Below are 16,264 nucleotides of genomic sequence, written 5' to 3'. Positions count from 1 at the left end.
ACTCACATCATGTTTAAAATCGGCTACCGAACGCTGAAAACAGCATTAGGAACAGCGATCGCCATTTATATTGCGCAACTGCTTGGCCTTCAAAATTATTCCGCTGCCGGGATTATTACGATTCTGTGTATTCAGGTGACAAAGAAACGGTCGCTTCTTGCATCAGGCGCCCGCTTTGCCGCATGCAGCCTTGCCATTTTATTTTCTTATCTATTTTTCGATCTGATTGGGTATCATCCTTTTGTGATTGGTCTGATGCTGCTTGTCTTTATTCCGACAACCGTATTGCTCCGCATTAAAGAAGGGATTGTCACAAGTTCAGTCATCATCCTCCATTTATACATGTCGGGCGGGATTACCCTTCACCTCATCTGGAATGAGCTGCTGCTGATTACGATTGGTGTTGGCGTGGCACTTATCATGAACCTGTATATGCCAAGTGTCGATAAAAAGCTCAAACGCTACAGCGAACAGATTGAAGACAACTTTGCAAAAATCTTTGAAGAAATCGAGCAATACTTAATGACAGGGAAACAAGACTGGACAGGCAAAGAAATACCAGAGACACATCAATTGATTAAAGAAGCGAAAGCTCTCGCATATCGTGATGTTGAAAACCATGTCTTAAGACATGAAAACCTGTATTATCATTATTTCAATATGAGGCAAAAGCAGTTCGAAATCATCGAGCGTGTGCTTCCGAAGATCACGTCCATTTCCATTACAACAGAGCATGGACAAATCATTGCAGAATACATTAGAGACTTACGCGAACATATTCACCCAGGGAACACGGCGCATAAGTTTTTAAGGCGCCTCATTGATATGAAAGAAGAGTTCGATAAGCTACCGCTGCCGCAAACAAGAGAAGAGTTTGAGGCAAGAGCTGCACTGTTTCATTTCCTCGGAGAAATGGAACAATATTTAGTATTGAAAAGCTATTTTAAAGGGATGAAAGAATAGAGACGCATGAGTTCCTCCTTCATTGGTCAATCTAATGAAAAAGGAGGAGCCTATGCGTCTTTTATTTTATACCGTATTGACCATGTCCCTTTCACCTATCTGGCCGCTCGGACAAAACCCGCTTCCAGGAGATCCTTATGTCATTATTAATAAACAAACAAATGAACTTGCCTATATTGATCAAGGACAAATCCAAAAAATATATCCTGCTTCTACAGGGAAAACGTCCGATTTAACGCCAGAAGGGGAATTTACCATTATGATCAAAGCGAAAGATCCCTATTACAGAAAAAAGAATATCGAAGGCGGTGCGAAGAATAACCCTCTTGGCAGAAGATGGATTGGATTTGATGCACGAGGAACAGATGGTAGAACATACGGAATTCATGGGACGAGTGACGAAACATCGATAGGGAAATTTATCACGGCAGGCTGTGTGAGACTTCATAATCAAGATGTAGAGCTTCTATTTGACCAGCTTCCGGTTGGGACAAAAGTGTGGATTACAACATCAACCGATTCATTTGAAAAGCTTGCCAAAGACAAACAGGCCATTCGTTGATTGAACGAATCACCTGCTTGTCTGCTTTTATTGAAACCTTATAAAAAGGTTGCGGCTCCTGCTAAAAGTGAAGATATTAGCAGCAGGCTAATCATGAGCAATACCATGAATTTCATCATTTTCTGAGACATATCGCACCCCTATAACCGAAGATTTTTTGCGACGAACGCACCTTTCTTTATTCTAGCTCGTTTTTTCAAATGCGACAAGTGATCAACAAAGGAAGTGAACGGATGAATCAAATCGACCATATTGCCATTGCGGTCTTTTCTATAAAAAACACATCTCGAATTCTTCAACAGCTGTTTAACTGGCATTTTTCAGACATACAAGAAATTCCTGAGCAGGAGATTAAAGCGTCCTTCGCTTCACTTGATCATGTGCACATTGAATTAATTGAACCGATGTCCGGTAGCAGCAAACTACATACCTTTTTAACAAAAAGAGGAGAGGGACTCCATCATATTGCGCTAAAGTCAGGTGACATACAGGCGGACCTTAACCGTCTTGATCATTTTGGCGTGGAGCTTCTCCAACAATCAGCACAGATAGGCGCGAGCGGGAAGCGGATTGCTTTTATTTCACCGAAAGAAACGTCCGGTGTGTTATTCGAATTGTGCGAGCCCTTGAAAGGAGAGGAACATGGCAATGAATGAATCGTTCAATGACTTGGCTACATGGCGCGAAAAAGCATTCATGGGCGGCGGCGTGAAACGTGCAGCTGCGCACCGGAACAAAGGAAAACTAACGGTTCGTCAGCGGCTGCATGAACTTCTTGACGGGGGCAGTTTCATGGAAATTCAAGGATTTGCAACAGGCCGCATGTCAGAGCATGTCGGTGATGGCGTCGTCACTGGAACTGGACTCATTCATGGAAAGCCGGTATGTGTTTATGCACAAGATGCAACAGTGCATGGAGGGTCTTTAGGCGAAATACATGCCAAAAAAATTGCTTCTCTAATGGATCTCGCAGCTAAAAATCAGATGCCGGTCATCGGTCTAAAAGACTCAGGTGGTGCGAGAATTCAAGAGGGTGTGGTATCATTAGAAGGATACGGACAGATTTTTAAACGGAATGTGCTGTACTCTGGTCAAATCCCGCAAATATCCGTTATTTTAGGCTCTTGTGCTGGAGGAGCAGTCTATTCTCCTGCCTTGACTGATTTTGTGTTCATGACAGAACAGACAGCTCATATGTTTTTAACAGGTCCGAAAGTCATAGAAAAGGCAACAGGAGAAACGGTCTGTCCTGACCGTCTTGGCGGTGCAAGTGTTCAGCATCAGACAAGCGGGAATGTGCACTATACTGGCAAAGATGAGAAAGAAGTGTTAAAAGCGGTTCGAACACTTTTAACGTACATACCAACGAAACAACAGACTGTCATGGACGCTGAAACGAGTAAGCAAGACGCAGCTGATCCAGGCAACATCTTGCCGAAGGATCCATCACGCACCTATGATGTCAAACAAGTGGTGACAGCGATCATCGATTCAGGCTCATTCTTTGAGACACAACCTTGTTTCTCAAAAAATATCGTCACAGGGTTTGCCAGATTACAAGGGGCTTCAATTGGTATAGTTGCCAATCAGCCAAAGGTGCTGGCAGGAAGCCTTGACCTTGATGCTGCTGATAAAGCGGCCAGGTTTATTCGATTTTGCGATGCGTTTCATATTCCGCTCTTAACACTTGTAGACGTCCCCGGCTTTTTACCAGGTGAGAAAGCCGAGCATGCGGGAATTATCCGTCACGGCGCAAAGCTTTTATATGCGTACGCTGAAGCGACCGTTCCAAAAATCACGGTGATTTTAAGAAAGGCGTATGGCGGTGCGTATGTCGCAATGAATAGCAAGGGATTAGGCGCTGACTTTGTTTATGCATGGCCAGCGGCAGAAATTGATGTCATGGGGAAAACGTTCGCTGACGAAATCGTTCATCCTGCTTCGCGCAAGGTTGAAACGGAGCCAAGTGTATTCAAAGCGGCTCAGGCAGGGCTGATAGACGATATTTTCATGCCGGCTGAAACGAGAGAACGATTGATTCGCTCATTTGATTTGCTTCGCAGGAAGGAAGAAGATAGACCGTTAAAAAAGCATGGCAACATGCCGCTATAAGAGGAGGAGCATCATCATGATCAATGAAAAACGTTTACTAGACGAATTTTTAGAACTAGTTCAGATTGATTCGGAAACAAGACACGAAGAGAAAATTGTGGAAGTCTTAAAAGAAAAATTCTCGCAGCTTGGACTAAAAGTGGTGGAAGACGACTCAAAAGCGAAAACAGGCCACGGTGCAGGCAACCTCATCTGTACACTGGAAGGCACTCAAGAGGCTGATACCATCTATTTCACGTCTCATATGGACACAGTTGTTCCGGGCAATGGCGTAAAACCAGTCATTGAAGACGGCTATGTGAAAACAGATGGAACAACCATTCTTGGTGCTGACGATAAGACAGGACTTGCGGCAATGTTTGAAGCGATCCGTGTGCTGAAAGAGAAGAATTTACCGCATGGAACGATTGAATTTGTCATCACAGCAGGTGAGGAATCAGGACTTGTCGGAGCAAAAGCGTTAGATCCGAAGTTGATGACAGCGGCATACGGCTATGCCCTTGATTCAGATGGCAAGGTCGGAACCATTATCGTTGCAGCGCCAACACAGGCAAAAGTACGCGCAACCATTTACGGGAAAACAGCTCACGCAGGTGTCGCGCCTGAAAAAGGTGTGTCTGCGATTACCATTGCATCAAAAGCCATTGCCAGTATGCCGCTTGGCCGAATTGATGAAGAAACAACGGCGAATATCGGTCGTTTTGAAGGCGGAACGCAAACGAATATTGTGTGCGATCAAGTCGATATCCTTGCGGAAGCACGCTCTTTAGAACCTGCAAAAATGGAAGCCCAAGTAGCGAAGATGAAAGAAGCCTTTGAAAAAACCGCTAAAGAAATGGGCGGAAGTGCCGATGTACACATTGACATCATGTATCCAGGCTTCAAATTCTCTCACGGCGATCAAGTCGTAGAAGTGGCGAAAAAAGCGGCTGCGAAAATTGGCCGTCCATCAGAACTACAGACGAGCGGCGGAGGCAGTGATGCAAACGTCATTGCAGGAAACGGCGTCCCAACTGTCAACCTAGCTGTTGGATATGAAGATATTCATACAAAAAATGAGAAAATGCCGATTGAAGAATTAGTCAAAACAGCTGAAATGGTTCTCGCCATTATCGAAGAAACGACAAATCCATCGTAAAGGCAGGAGACTCTGTGAGCACGCAAAAAATCATTATTTTCCAAGTGGGGCAAGAGGATTTTGGCATCAGTGTAGAGCATATTCGTTCGATTGAGAAGGTCCCTTATTTACAAGAAGTATCGAACCTTCCTAAAGAAATAAAAGGACTCATGTCTTTAAGGGGAGAGGTCATTCCTGTCAGTGACACAGGCGTGATGCTTCACGGAAAGCCTCTTGATGTGAACGAACAGTCCAAGGTGTTGCTATTTGAATTAAACGGACAAATGGTAGGCTGTCTTGTCTCGGATGCAAAAGATATTATCGATATCGAGCTAAGCGAGATCAAGCCATTTCATATGAACACGAAAGCCTCTGAATATTTCTTCGGCGTTGTGGAGAGAGAGAACAAGATGATTTTACAAGTGGACCCGAATAAGTTCCTTGGGAGAATTGAGGATCTCGATCAATTGCCAGAACGGTTAAAAGAAGAATTGGCATAAAGATAATCCCCTTATCAAATGATAAGGGGATTATTTTTATTCAGCAGCTGGGCTAGCTTGGTCGTTTGCCTCAGCTTTTGATTTTGATTTTTGGTACATGACATTTAAAATAATCGTTTGGATTGTGAGTAATAATCCGCTTGTCATCCAGTATAAAGGAAGTGCAGCGGGTGCATTGATTGAAATAAACAGCATCATGATTGGGAAAATCATGCCCATCACTTTGGCTTGTTTCAGCGCAGCCTCTGTCTGGGTGCCTGATTGCTTCGCAAACCTTTGCGTAACATAAAATTGCAAGAAATACATAGCGCCTGCAAAGATCGCGACCAATAGATCGGTTTGTCCTAAGTTAAACCATAGGAACGAATGTGTTGCGATCTCAGGTGTTGAGCGGATCGCTGAGTAAAAGCCAAGAACAATTGGAATTTGAATCAGCATAGGCAGACAGCCCATTGCCAGCGGGTTCACATTGTTCTCTTTGTATACTTTCATCATTTCCATTTGTAGTTCTTTTTGTTTTTCAGGTTCTTTCGTTTTCTTCAATTTGCTTTGAATTTCGTCAATTTGAGGCTTCACTAGTGCCATTTTCTCCTGCATGACTCTTTGCTTCTTAAATTGGTTCGCAAAAAGAGGGAAAATCAGCAGACGGACGATCAAGGTCACGAACATAATCGATAAACCATAATCATCATGGAAGAAGTTCGCAAGCCAAATGATCAGCTCAGAAAAAGGCTGGACAAAATAATGATGGAAAAACCCATCAGAGCTCGCATTCGTTTGCCCACTCGCTGCAAAAGCAGGTGAGGCAATCATCATTAAACATAAAGTCGTACAAATCGTTAATAAACGTTTCAATTCGTTTCCTCCTCATTTTTTAAAAAATTAATTAGAGAGAGGAAGCGAATGGTCTTCATCATCGTTTGATGATCGTTTCATTCGAATGACTTTACTAATCCAAGTTGTAATGCGATCATATATGATAAACAGAAAGTCTGTTCGATTCAATAAAGATGCGTCCAACTCTTCCAAACGATGTCCACCGAGGTGTTCGTTCATACGGCAGTCTTTTAATAAAAAAGCAATGCCGATGGCCGTCAGCGCTGGAAGAATAATCGTAAAGAATTCAACAAGGAAAAAGACTTCATTGAATGTATCAATAATCATGATTATCACATCCATTTCATTACTCACAGTGTACTATACACATTGTGAAATGTCTAACAGGACCACGTGTTTTCTCTACCTGAGCATAAATCCTTATTTTGTATAAAATGGTATTTGTCATCCAAACTTCATAATTCCTATTTTATAATGAGGGGGAATAGAAGAAATGGAGGTTTTTAATATGACAAGTATTTACCCGAAGTTTCGAGCAGCTGCGGTACAAGCAGCACCTATCTACTTAAATTTGGAGGCAACCGTTCAGAAATCATGTGAACTGATCGACGAGGCAGCTTCAAATGGTGCAAAACTTGTAGCATTCCCAGAAGCATTTTTACCTGGTTATCCTTGGTTTGCTTTTATTGGTCATCCAGAATATACAAGAAAGTTCTATCACGAATTATATAAAAATGCAGTCGAAATCCCTAGCTTAGCTATTCAAAAAATAAGCGAGGCAGCAAAAAGGAATGAAACGTACGTTTGTATATCATGCAGTGAAAAAGATGGCGGCTCTCTCTATTTAGCTCAACTTTGGTTTAACCCAAATGGGGATTTAATAGGAAAACATCGGAAAATGAGAGCTTCTGTAGCAGAAAGACTGATTTGGGGAGATGGAAGTGGAAGCATGATGCCAGTTTTTCAAACTGAAATTGGCAACCTTGGCGGATTGATGTGCTGGGAGCATCAAGTGCCACTAGATCTGATGGCGATGAATGCTCAAAATGAACAGGTTCATGTAGCGTCCTGGCCAGGTTATTTTGATGATGAAATTTCAAGTAGATATTATGCCATCGCGACACAAACTTTTGTGCTGATGACTTCTTCTATCTATACGGAAGAAATGAAAGAGATGATTTGTTTAACGCAGGAGCAAAGAGATTACTTTGAAACATTTAAGAGTGGGCATACGTGCATTTACGGTCCAGATGGAGAACCGATCAGTGATATGGTTCCAGCTGAAACAGAAGGAATTGCTTACGCAGACATTGATGTGGAAAGAGTTATTGATTACAAGTATTATATTGATCCAGCTGGCCACTATTCCAATCAAAGCTTGAGTATGAATTTTAATCAGCAGCCTACTCCGGTTGTGAAACAGTTGAATGACAATAAAAATGAAGTGTTAACATACGAGGCTATTCAATATCAAAATGGTATGCTTGAAGAAAAAGTGTAATTCGTGAAACCTTCTCTTTTTTAGAGAAGGTTTTAGCGTGTAGACAAACCCTCGCATTCGTTGTCAGATCTGCGCGCTGGTGCTCACGAATGTTGAATTCGCTCCGCTCCAGTGCTCAATCTTCCTAGACTTCAAGGGTTTTCAATTCACGCTGAAAAGAAGACAAAGAGCTAAAATAAAAATCATTTTAGCCCTTTGTCAACAATCTGAAACCTTCTCTTTTTTAGAGAAGGTTTTTTTGAGGAAAGATGAAATAAATCAATGTATAATTGAGCATAAAAGAGATTAATCATATTTGATCGATTCGGAACTTCTGATCAAAATATAGGGATTTAAGAAAATGGGGTTATGCCAATGTCAAATATTATTTTTCATATAGACATGAATGCGTTTTATGCGAATGTAGAAATGGCGTATGATCCTTCTTTGAGAGGGAAACCTTTAGCCATTAGCGGAAATGCGAAAGAGCGTAAAGGGATTGTGGTGACGTGTAGCTACGAGGCAAGAGCGCTAGGTGTAAAGCCCCCGATGCCGTTATGGGAAGCGAAGCGGCTTTGTCCGGGGCTGATTGTCCGTACACCAAACTTTGACCGGTACCGAAGCTCCTCACAAGAGATGTTTACGATACTAAGAGAATACAGCGATTTAGTCGAGCCTGTATCCATTGACGAGGGCTATATTGATTTAACGCATACGCCATATGCTGAGCATGCGGTGAAAACGGCTCATGATATTCAAACGAGGCTTGTAGAGGAGCTCATGCTTCCTTCAAGTATTGGCATTGCACCGAATAAATTTTTAGCGAAAATGGCGTCTAATTGGAAAAAACCAATGGGCATCACCATTTTGCGTAAACGAGATGTACCCCAAATGCTATGGCCGCTGCCAGCGGGTGACATGCACGGAGTTGGACAAAAAACGGCAGATAAATTGAAAACGATTGGCATTCATACCATTGAAGATTTAGCGAAAGCAAATGAGTATACACTAAAGGAATTACTAGGCATCAATGGACCGAGATTAAAGCAAAAGGCGAATGGTGAACATGACGGCATCGTGGACCCAGAAAGGATATACGAATTTAAATCCGTCGGTAATTCGTCAACCCTTCCTCATGATTCTGACGATCCAGATGAACTTGTCGCGTTAATTGATAAGCTGTCACAATCTGTGAGTGCAAGGTTAAGGAGAAAAGAAGTGATGGCAAATCGGCTGCTCATCATGATTCGTTACGCAAGCTGGAAAAATATCACGCGAAGTGTGACCCTCACGAATCCGACGGATCGGAAGGAAGACTTATTTGAGGCAGCAAGGCAGGTATTCCTTAAACATTGGAATGACCAGCCTGTGAGACTCTTAGGTGTGACGGGGACAGATCTTGTAGAACGAAAAGAAGCCGTTAAACAGCTTGATTTATTTTCCTATACAGAAGATGCAAAAGAAGAGCCTCTTCAAACCATTTTAGAAGGGCTAAAAGAAAAGTATGGAAAATCACTCGTTCAAAGAGGGATGACCATCAAGGAAAAAGAGAGCAAAACAAGTGGAACAAGTTTTAATAAAGACTTTTTTCAGGACGAAAAAGGAAATGACTAGCCTGAAAACTTGATAAAAGAGGTGGTGTTGTGGTAATTTCAAAGGGTACATCATTTCAGCAGTAATCAATATAGTGTGTTAGAAGGGACGTCAGAATTATGTCAAAACAGCAAATCGGTGTGGTTGGACTAGCCGTTATGGGGAAAAACCTTGCCCTTAATATTGAAAGCCGCGGGTTCTCCGTGTCCGTTTATAACAGATCTAGCAGCAAAACGGAAGAATTTCTTCAAGAATCAAAAGGGAAAAACGTTGTAGGCACATACAGCATCGAAGAATTTGTTCAGTCGCTTGAAACACCGCGTAAAATTCTTTTAATGGTAAAAGCTGGTGCAGCAACGGATGCAACCATTCAATCATTACTTCCTCACCTAGAAAAAGGTGACATCTTAATTGATGGTGGAAATACATATTACAAGGATACGCAAAGACGTAATCAAGAGCTTGCGGAAAGTGGTATCCACTTCATTGGTACAGGTGTTTCTGGCGGTGAAGAAGGTGCACTAAAAGGTCCATCGATCATGCCAGGTGGTCAAAAAGAAGCGCATGAGCTAGTGAAACCAATTTTAGAAGCGATCTCTGCGAAAGTAGATGGCGAGCCATGTACAACGTATATCGGCCCAGATGGAGCAGGACATTATGTCAAAATGGTCCATAACGGCATCGAGTACGGAGACATGCAATTGATTTCTGAATCATACTTTATCTTGAAGCATGTGGCTGGATTATCAGCAGAGGAGCTTCATGAAGTATTCTCAGAATGGAATAAAGGCGAGCTTGACAGCTATTTAATCGAAATTACAGCTGATATTTTCACAAAAGTGGATGAAGAAACAAACCAGCCGCTTGTGGATGTCATCTTAGATAAAGCTGGGCAAAAAGGAACTGGAAAATGGACGAGCCAAAGTTCTCTTGATCTAGGTGTTCCACTTCCAATCATTACTGAGTCTGTTTTCGCGCGCTACATTTCAGCAATGAAAGATGAGCGTGTTGAAGCAAGCCAATTAATCGAAGGTCCTAAGCCAGCGCAATCAGCAGAGAATAAAAAAGAGCTGATCGAAGCGGTTAGAAAAGCCCTATTCATGAGTAAAATTTGCTCATATGCACAAGGTTTTGCGCAAATGAAAGCAGCATCTGATGAGTATAACTGGGATTTAAAATACGGTGAAATTGCAATGATCTTCCGTGGTGGCTGTATCATTCGTGCAGCCTTCTTACAACAAATTAAAGAAGCATATGACCGTAACCCAGAACTGAAAAACCTATTGCTTGATCCTTACTTTAAGGATATTGCTCAAAGCTATCAATCATCTCTTCGTAAAGTCATTTCACTTGCAGTGGAGCAAGGAGTTCCTGTTCCTTCATTGTCAAGTGCACTTGCTTACTTCGATAGCTATCGCACAGCTGTCCTGCCAGCGAACTTAATTCAAGCGCAGCGTGACTATTTCGGTGCCCATACGTATGAGCGTACAGATAAAGAAGGCATCTTCCATACGGAATGGATGAAATAAACATAGAACAACTGAAAAGAAGACAAAGTGCTAAAATAAACATCATTTTAGCACTTTGTCAACAATCTAAAACCTTGCCCTTTGGTAAGGTTTTTTTGTGTTTGCATCTTTTCGGCTAAAAATGCGAAAAAGAGGGATGCTATGTAAAAAAGAAAAGAAAGTAGGGGTCGAAGTGGGCATTTTATATGCACTTCTCCCAGCGATATTTTGGGGAAGTATTGTTCTTATCAGTGTCAAACTTGGCGGGAATGCATACCAGCAAACCCTCGGTATAACGCTTGGCGCATTTATCTTTTCAATTGCAGCCTTCTTTATCAAAATGCCAGAGCTGACACCGCTTATTTTTGCGGTTTCTGTCATTTCAGGCATCTTTTGGAGCATTGGACAAATGAATCAGCTTTCAAGTGTTGCGTTTCTCGGAGTCTCGAAGGCGGTTCCTTTGTCAACGGGCATGCAACTTGTGAGCACTACTTTATTTGGCGTTATGGTCTTCAAAGAATGGCAAACGATGACGGTCATACTCATTGGTTCTTGTGCCATTTTACTGATTATTGCAGGTGTTGTGCTGACATCGCTCGGTCAAAAAAAGAATGGCGGCGGGAACGGTGGAGGCAATTTCAAAAAAGGGATCATGATTCTGCTCATCTCAACCGTTGGCTATGTCGGATATGTTGTTATTTTGAGATGGTTTCATATTGATGGCTGGTCTGCCCTCGTTCCGCAATCGGTCGGCATGCTGCTTTCATCCTTGGCGATTAGTCTCAAGCAGCACCCGTTTAGTAAATATACGTTTAGAAATATCATTGCCGGCCTTGTTTGGTCGACAGGAAATCTCGGACTTCTTTTGGCTATTCCGCTCATTGGTGTCGCCGTAAGTTTTTCGATGTCGCAGACAGGGATCGTTATCTCGACATTAGGCGGCATTTACTTATTAAAAGAGAAAGCATCCAGAACAAGCTTTGTCATTGCAGGCTGCTTGATGATCATTGCAGGCGGCGTGCTGCTAGGTTTTACAAAATAGGAGGGTAAACGAATGTATCCAGATTTAGAAGGGAAAACAGTCCTGATTACAGGAGCTGGTACAGGAATAGGTCAAGCGATGGCGCGCCGGTTTGGACAAGAAAAAGCCAATGTGGTGATCAATTATTTCTCAGATCAAGAAAGTCCAGATGAGACCATTGCGGATATTCAAAAAAATGGCGGACAGGCTGTGAAAATCAAGGGAGATGTCTCAAAGGAAGAGGATATGCAGGCGATGATTGATAAAGCCGTTGATACATTTGGCAGTCTTGATGTCATGATCAATAACGCAGGCATTGAAAATGAAGTGCCTTCTACCGAAATGACGCTAGATAATTGGAACAAAGTCATGTCGACCAATTTAACAGGTATGTTTCTCGGCTGCCGCGATGCACTGAAGTATATGACAGATCACGGAATAGAAGGATCAATCATCAATATGTCGTCTGTTCACCAGCAAATCCCTTGGCCTCATTTCGTGCATTATGCAGCAAGTAAAGGGGGCGCCAAGCTGCTGACAGAAACACTGGCACTTGAATATGCCCCTAAAAAAATTCGTGTAAACAGTATTGCACCAGGCGCCATCGATACCCCGATCAATGCGGAAAAATTCGATGATCCCGCATTGAAAAAAGGTGTGATCGAGCTGATCCCCATTGGTTATATTGGAAAGCCTGAAGAAGTGGCAGCATGTGCTGTCTGGCTGGCGTCAAAAGAGGCAAGCTACGTCACAGGCTTGACACTCTATGTGGACGGCGGCATGACAAAATATCCTGGCTTCCAAGCAGGAAAAGGATAAGAAGAAAGGCAAAGAGCGTACACCCATACGCTCTTTCAACGTGTAGACAAACCCTCGCATTCGTCGTCAGGTCTGCGTGCCGGTGCTCACCCTTCCTAGACTTCACAGGTTTTCTCTCACGCTGAAAAGAAGACAAAGGGCTAAAATAAACATCATTTTAGCCCTTTGTCAACAATCTAAAAGAGCGTACACAACCATACGCTCTTTTTTTATATAAAATACAGACAAATAGATCTAAATGTCTAGACATTTAAAAATAAAAATATATAATATTAACTGGAAGCGCTTTTATTACAACAATGGGGTGAGAGAAATGAAACGTATTTTATTAGCATGCAGTTCAGGAATGTCTACGAGTTTACTAGTTACAAAGATGAAGGCTCATGCCGACTCAATAGGGGACGAGGCAGAAATTTGGGCAGTTGGGCAAGATCAAGCGAGAAAAGAAATGGCGAATGCGGATGTTGTGTTAATTGGACCGCAAATGAGCTTTTTAAAAGGGGATCTTCAAAAAGAAGCAACAAAATACGGGATTGCAGTAGAGGTCATCGATATGCAGGCGTACGGGCTTGCCGATGGACAAAAAGCGTATGAACAAGCCGTTACATTGATGGAGGAATCGTAAAGAATGGAAAAGAAAACACTCGAAGGGCTCACGGAGGAACAAGTCAGTTTTCAATTGATCTTACACAGCGGTAATGCACGCAGCAAATTGCTTCAATCTCTTAAACAATTTCGAGAAGGTCAAGAAGATGAGGCATTTGGTCTTATGAAAGAAGCAGAAGAAGATTTACGTCATGCACATGGCATCCATTTTCAACTCGTGCAGCAAGAGGCAGGCGGGGAGAAAACGCCTTTCTCCTTATTGCTCATGCATGCCGAAGACCACTTAATGTCGACTATGACGATCAAGGAGCTTGTGGGAGAGCTCCTGCCGATTTTCCAATCACTTAAACAATAAAGGGTGTAAACAAGGGGGGAAACCAATGTTTGATAAAATAAGTGCTATTTTGGTTCCAATTGCTGGGAGACTGAACAACAACCGCTATTTAGGTGTATTACGGGATGCCTTTATGCTTGCGTTCCCGCTTACTATTTTTGGTTCCATTATGGTTGTGCTAATGAATTTGCCATTTTTAGATAAAATCATGAGTCAAACCGCACTGGAAGGCGTCCAGTCTGCACTGAATATCGCGCCAAGTGCGACCATCAGCATTATGAGTGTGTTTGTTGTATTTGGGATTGGCTACTATTTATCGAAAAGCTATGATGTGGAAGCAGTATTTGGCGGAGTGATTGCATTAGCCTCTTTCCTACTTCTGACACCATTTTTACTAGAACAAGAAGGCGGTGCATCTATTGCAGGCGTGATTCCAGTCGATCGTTTAGGAGCAAAGGGGATGTTCCTTGGCATGATCACAGGCTTTTTGTCTGCTGAAATTTATCGTTATTTTGTCCAAAAGAAATTTGTCATCAATATGCCGCAGGGGGTTCCGCCAGCTGTTGCTAAGTCTTTTGCTGCACTGATCCCGGCTACTTTGACACTCACAACCTTTTTACTGATCAATATCATCATTACACAAGGCTTCAAAACAAACATGCATGACCTGATTTATCATGCGATTCAGGCACCGCTTGTCGGACTTGGAAGCGGTATCATTCCGACCTTGATCGCTGTTTTCTTTATACAAATTCTTTGGTTCTTTGGGCTTCACGGCCAAATTATTATCAACTCTGTCATGGACCCCATTTGGAATACGTTGTCCATTCAAAACCTAGAGAGCTATACAAAAACTGGTGAGGTTCCAAATATCATCAGCAAGCAGTTTATCGAAATTTATACGGTTGGCATGGGCGGAACCGGTATGACGCTAGCTGTTGTGTTTACGATTTTAATTTTCCTGAAAAGTAAGCAATTAAAACAGGTAGCAAAGCTCGGCCTAGGACCAGGATTATTTAACGTCAATGAACCGATTATCTTCGGTTTACCGATTGTCATGAACCCGCTTATTCTCATTCCATGGATTTTGGCGCCAATGGTTATTACATGTATTTCTTATTTTGCGATGGCATCAGGCATTGTACCACCGCCGACTGGCGTGAATATTCCCTGGACCGTTCCGATCTTTATAAGCGGAATAATGGCAACCAATTCACTGGCGGGTGGTCTGCTTCAGCTGTTTAATCTGATGATCGTGTTTGTCATTTGGTTCCCGTTCCTGAAGTTTATTGACCGTATGAATGTGAAAAATGAAAAAATAACCACAACGGAAAAAACGAAGACAACCAACATCAAAGGTGAAGGAGACTCAATACATGTCGATGGAAAATAACAAGCAATTATATACATTCCCAGAAGGTTTCTGGTGGGGATCTTCTGCCTCTGCCACGCAAACAGAAGGCAGCGTCCCTGGTGATGGAAAAGGACCGAATATTTGGGATCATTGGTTTGAGCAAGAGCCGACTCGTTTTTTTGATGGCGTAGGACCGAACGTGACATCTCAATTTTACCGAAAATATAAAGAGGATATTCGTCTGATGAAAGAAATTGGGCACAATTCATTCCGGTTGTCCATTTCATGGTCACGTCTTTTGCCTGAAGGGACAGGTGCGGTCAATGAAGAAGCAGTATCTTTTTACAATGATGTGATCAATGAACTGATTGCACATGATATTGAGCCGTTTGTGAACCTGTACCATTTCGATATGCCAATGGCGCTGCAGGAAAAAGGCGGCTGGGTCAACAGACAGGTAGTAGATGATTATGTGAGCTATGCAGAATTGTGCTTTCAATTATTTGGCGACCGGGTGAAAAAATGGTTTACCCATAATGAACCGATCGTGCCTGTAGAGGGCGGGTATATGTATAGCTTCCATTATCCAAACGAAGTCGATTTCCAAAAGGCTGTGCAGGTCGGTTATCATGAACTTTTATCAAATGCAAAGGCGATTGCGGCTTATAAAAGCCTGCAGCAAGGCGGTAAGATTGGCATCATCCTCAATCTTACCCCATCTTATCCGAGAAGCCAGAATCCGCGCGATGTAGAAGCAGCTGAGATGGCGGATGCTTTCTTTAACCGGTCCTTCCTAGATCCTGCGGTGAAGGGACATTTCCCAGAGAAACTAGTAGAGGTCTTAAAGAAAGAAGGCTTTATGCCGAGTATGGAAGAAGGAGACCTTGAGCTCATTCGAGAGAATACCGTCGACCTCCTTGGAATCAACTATTATCAGCCAAGAAGAGTGAAGGCGAAAGAGCATATGCCGCATCCAAATGCCCCATTTATGCCAAATCATTATTTTGATGCGTTTGACATGCCGGGAAGAAAAATGAATGTGTATCGAGGCTGGGAAATCTATGAAAAAGGCATTTATGATATATTGAAAAAAGTCCAAACAGACTATGATAATATTGAATGCTTTATTTCTGAAAATGGAATGGGTGTCGAAGGAGAAGAACGGTTTAAGGATGAAGAAGGAATGATTCATGACGATTACCGCATTGACTTTATCTCTGAGCATCTGAAATGGGTGCATCAAGCCATTCAAGAAGGAAGTAATGTAAAAGGCTATCATCTGTGGACGTTTATGGATAACTGGTCATGGTCGAATGCCTATAAGAATCGCTATGGATTTATCTCAGTTGATCTTCAAGAAGACGGAAAACGTACAATTAAGAAAAGCGGATACTGGTTTCAATCGGTATCAGAAAATAACGGTTTTTAATCAAGATACTTGCTCTTTCCTTGAAAAGG

At 42.4% G+C, this 16,264-nt stretch carries 18 protein-coding genes; 15 read left to right on the top strand and 3 right to left on the bottom strand.

Annotated features, from left to right (window positions below; genetic code table 11):
• The first annotated feature begins 9 nt into the window (after nt 1–9).
• Both MHH54_RS11025 and MHH54_RS11020 read left to right on the top strand, forming a co-directional pair.
• Entirely contained in the window at nt 10–963 is a 954-nt protein-coding gene (locus MHH54_RS11025) for an aromatic acid exporter family protein (protein ID WP_003216109.1), read from the top strand.
• 52 nt (nt 964–1,015) lie between these two features.
• Entirely contained in the window at nt 1,016–1,525 is a 510-nt protein-coding gene (locus tag MHH54_RS11020) for a L,D-transpeptidase (protein WP_003215693.1), read from the top strand.
• A 38-nt stretch (nt 1,526–1,563) separates the two neighbouring features.
• Here MHH54_RS11020 and MHH54_RS11015 read toward each other — a convergent pair whose 3' ends face one another.
• Nucleotides 1,564–1,644 (bottom strand): hypothetical protein, encoded by an 81-nt coding sequence (locus tag MHH54_RS11015; RefSeq protein ID WP_257736823.1) that lies wholly within the window; start codon nt 1,642–1,644, stop codon nt 1,564–1,566.
• A 114-nt stretch (nt 1,645–1,758) separates the two neighbouring features.
• Between MHH54_RS11015 and mce the strand changes: the two genes are divergently transcribed.
• From mce to MHH54_RS10995, 4 genes are read left to right on the top strand one after another with little or no spacing between them, the layout of a single operon-like run.
• Nucleotides 1,759–2,181 carry a methylmalonyl-CoA epimerase gene (mce, locus tag MHH54_RS11010; RefSeq protein ID WP_342500253.1) on the top strand — a complete coding sequence of 141 codons (423 nt, stop codon included), beginning with the start codon at nt 1,759–1,761 and terminating at the stop codon, nt 2,179–2,181.
• Complete coding sequence (locus tag MHH54_RS11005) at nt 2,168–3,637, top strand: acyl-CoA carboxylase subunit beta (RefSeq protein ID WP_003215739.1); 1,470 nt, start codon at nt 2,168–2,170, stop codon at nt 3,635–3,637. The genes mce and MHH54_RS11005 overlap by 14 nt, the downstream gene beginning before the upstream one ends.
• A 16-nt stretch (nt 3,638–3,653) precedes the next feature.
• Nucleotides 3,654–4,775 carry a M20/M25/M40 family metallo-hydrolase gene (locus MHH54_RS11000; protein ID WP_003215948.1) on the top strand — a complete coding sequence of 374 codons (1,122 nt, stop codon included), beginning with the start codon at nt 3,654–3,656 and terminating at the stop codon, nt 4,773–4,775.
• A 14-nt stretch (nt 4,776–4,789) separates the two neighbouring features.
• On the top strand, nt 4,790–5,254 hold the full coding sequence (locus MHH54_RS10995; RefSeq protein ID WP_003215942.1) for a chemotaxis protein CheW: 465 nt from the start codon (nt 4,790–4,792) through the stop codon (nt 5,252–5,254).
• Between the two features lie 36 nt (nt 5,255–5,290).
• On the opposite strand, the gene MHH54_RS10990 is transcribed toward MHH54_RS10995, so the two are convergent.
• Together MHH54_RS10990 and MHH54_RS10985 are read right to left on the bottom strand one after the other, a co-directional pair.
• Nucleotides 5,291–6,070: a membrane protein insertase YidC gene (locus MHH54_RS10990; protein WP_044141209.1), complete on the bottom strand. Its 780-nt coding sequence runs from the start codon at nt 6,068–6,070 to the stop codon at nt 5,291–5,293.
• A 66-nt stretch (nt 6,071–6,136) separates the two neighbouring features.
• Nucleotides 6,137–6,418 carry a hypothetical protein gene (locus MHH54_RS10985; RefSeq protein ID WP_003215677.1) on the bottom strand — a complete coding sequence of 94 codons (282 nt, stop codon included), beginning with the start codon at nt 6,416–6,418 and terminating at the stop codon, nt 6,137–6,139.
• 181 nt (nt 6,419–6,599) lie between these two features.
• On the opposite strand from MHH54_RS10985, the gene MHH54_RS10980 reads away from it, so the two are divergent.
• From MHH54_RS10980 to MHH54_RS10940, 9 genes are all read left to right on the top strand, one after another.
• Nucleotides 6,600–7,592: a nitrilase-related carbon-nitrogen hydrolase gene (locus MHH54_RS10980; protein WP_034620496.1), complete on the top strand. Its 993-nt coding sequence runs from the start codon at nt 6,600–6,602 to the stop codon at nt 7,590–7,592.
• A 348-nt stretch (nt 7,593–7,940) separates the two neighbouring features.
• Entirely contained in the window at nt 7,941–9,185 is a 1,245-nt protein-coding gene (locus tag MHH54_RS10975; protein WP_034620392.1) for a DNA polymerase IV, read from the top strand.
• Nucleotides 9,186–9,283: 98 nt separating this feature from the next.
• Nucleotides 9,284–10,693 (top strand): NADP-dependent phosphogluconate dehydrogenase, encoded by a 1,410-nt coding sequence (gene gndA / locus MHH54_RS10970; protein WP_106029174.1) that lies wholly within the window; start codon nt 9,284–9,286, stop codon nt 10,691–10,693.
• Between the two features lie 172 nt (nt 10,694–10,865).
• Nucleotides 10,866–11,714 (top strand): GRP family sugar transporter, encoded by an 849-nt coding sequence (locus MHH54_RS10965; RefSeq protein WP_003216057.1) that lies wholly within the window; start codon nt 10,866–10,868, stop codon nt 11,712–11,714.
• Between the two features lie 12 nt (nt 11,715–11,726).
• Nucleotides 11,727–12,512, top strand: a complete 786-nt coding sequence (locus MHH54_RS10960; protein ID WP_003215568.1) for an SDR family oxidoreductase — start codon at nt 11,727–11,729, stop codon at nt 12,510–12,512.
• 313 nt (nt 12,513–12,825) lie between these two features.
• Nucleotides 12,826–13,137: a PTS sugar transporter subunit IIB gene (locus MHH54_RS10955; protein ID WP_003215713.1), complete on the top strand. Its 312-nt coding sequence runs from the start codon at nt 12,826–12,828 to the stop codon at nt 13,135–13,137.
• Nucleotides 13,138–13,140: 3 nt separating this feature from the next.
• A complete protein-coding gene (locus MHH54_RS10950) occupies nt 13,141–13,473 on the top strand; it encodes a PTS lactose/cellobiose transporter subunit IIA (protein WP_012010488.1) in 333 nt (110 codons plus the stop codon).
• A gap of 25 nt (nt 13,474–13,498) precedes the next feature.
• Complete coding sequence (gene celB / locus MHH54_RS10945; protein WP_050943798.1) at nt 13,499–14,845, top strand: PTS cellobiose transporter subunit IIC; 1,347 nt, start codon at nt 13,499–13,501, stop codon at nt 14,843–14,845.
• Nucleotides 14,829–16,235 (top strand): glycoside hydrolase family 1 protein, encoded by a 1,407-nt coding sequence (locus MHH54_RS10940; protein WP_342500252.1) that lies wholly within the window; start codon nt 14,829–14,831, stop codon nt 16,233–16,235. Before celB ends, MHH54_RS10940 begins: the two co-directional genes overlap by 17 nt.
• Nucleotides 16,236–16,264: the final 29 nt, after the last annotated feature.

The organism is Bacillus sp. FSL K6-4563 (genome assembly GCF_038630405.1).
Lineage (GTDB): Bacteria > Bacillota > Bacilli > Bacillales > Bacillaceae > Bacillus > Bacillus pumilus.
Note: the sequence above shows the minus strand (reverse complement) of the source record. Positions and strands in the feature narration are given on the sequence as shown.

Excerpts from the sequence above, each read along its gene's own strand:
- MHH54_RS11025 (WP_003216109.1), top strand. The coding sequence starts at position 10 with ATGTTTAAAATCGGCTACCGAACGCTGAAAACAGCATTAGGAACAGCG.
- MHH54_RS11020 (WP_003215693.1), top strand. The coding sequence starts at position 1,016 with ATGCGTCTTTTATTTTATACCGTATTGACCATGTCCCTTTCACCTATC.
- MHH54_RS11015 (WP_257736823.1), bottom strand. The coding sequence starts at position 1,644 with ATGATGAAATTCATGGTATTGCTCATGATTAGCCTGCTGCTAATATCT.
- mce (WP_342500253.1), top strand. The coding sequence starts at position 1,759 with ATGAATCAAATCGACCATATTGCCATTGCGGTCTTTTCTATAAAAAAC.
- MHH54_RS11005 (WP_003215739.1), top strand. The coding sequence starts at position 2,168 with ATGGCAATGAATGAATCGTTCAATGACTTGGCTACATGGCGCGAAAAA.
- MHH54_RS11000 (WP_003215948.1), top strand. The coding sequence starts at position 3,654 with ATGATCAATGAAAAACGTTTACTAGACGAATTTTTAGAACTAGTTCAG.
- MHH54_RS10990 (WP_044141209.1), bottom strand. The coding sequence starts at position 6,070 with ATGATGATTGCCTCACCTGCTTTTGCAGCGAGTGGGCAAACGAATGCG.
- MHH54_RS10985 (WP_003215677.1), bottom strand. The coding sequence starts at position 6,418 with ATGATTATTGATACATTCAATGAAGTCTTTTTCCTTGTTGAATTCTTT.
- MHH54_RS10980 (WP_034620496.1), top strand. The coding sequence starts at position 6,600 with ATGACAAGTATTTACCCGAAGTTTCGAGCAGCTGCGGTACAAGCAGCA.
- MHH54_RS10975 (WP_034620392.1), top strand. The coding sequence starts at position 7,941 with ATGCCAATGTCAAATATTATTTTTCATATAGACATGAATGCGTTTTAT.
- gndA (WP_106029174.1), top strand. The coding sequence starts at position 9,284 with ATGTCAAAACAGCAAATCGGTGTGGTTGGACTAGCCGTTATGGGGAAA.
- MHH54_RS10960 (WP_003215568.1), top strand. The coding sequence starts at position 11,727 with ATGTATCCAGATTTAGAAGGGAAAACAGTCCTGATTACAGGAGCTGGT.
- MHH54_RS10955 (WP_003215713.1), top strand. The coding sequence starts at position 12,826 with ATGAAACGTATTTTATTAGCATGCAGTTCAGGAATGTCTACGAGTTTA.
- MHH54_RS10950 (WP_012010488.1), top strand. The coding sequence starts at position 13,141 with ATGGAAAAGAAAACACTCGAAGGGCTCACGGAGGAACAAGTCAGTTTT.
- celB (WP_050943798.1), top strand. The coding sequence starts at position 13,499 with ATGTTTGATAAAATAAGTGCTATTTTGGTTCCAATTGCTGGGAGACTG.
- MHH54_RS10940 (WP_342500252.1), top strand. The coding sequence starts at position 14,829 with ATGTCGATGGAAAATAACAAGCAATTATATACATTCCCAGAAGGTTTC.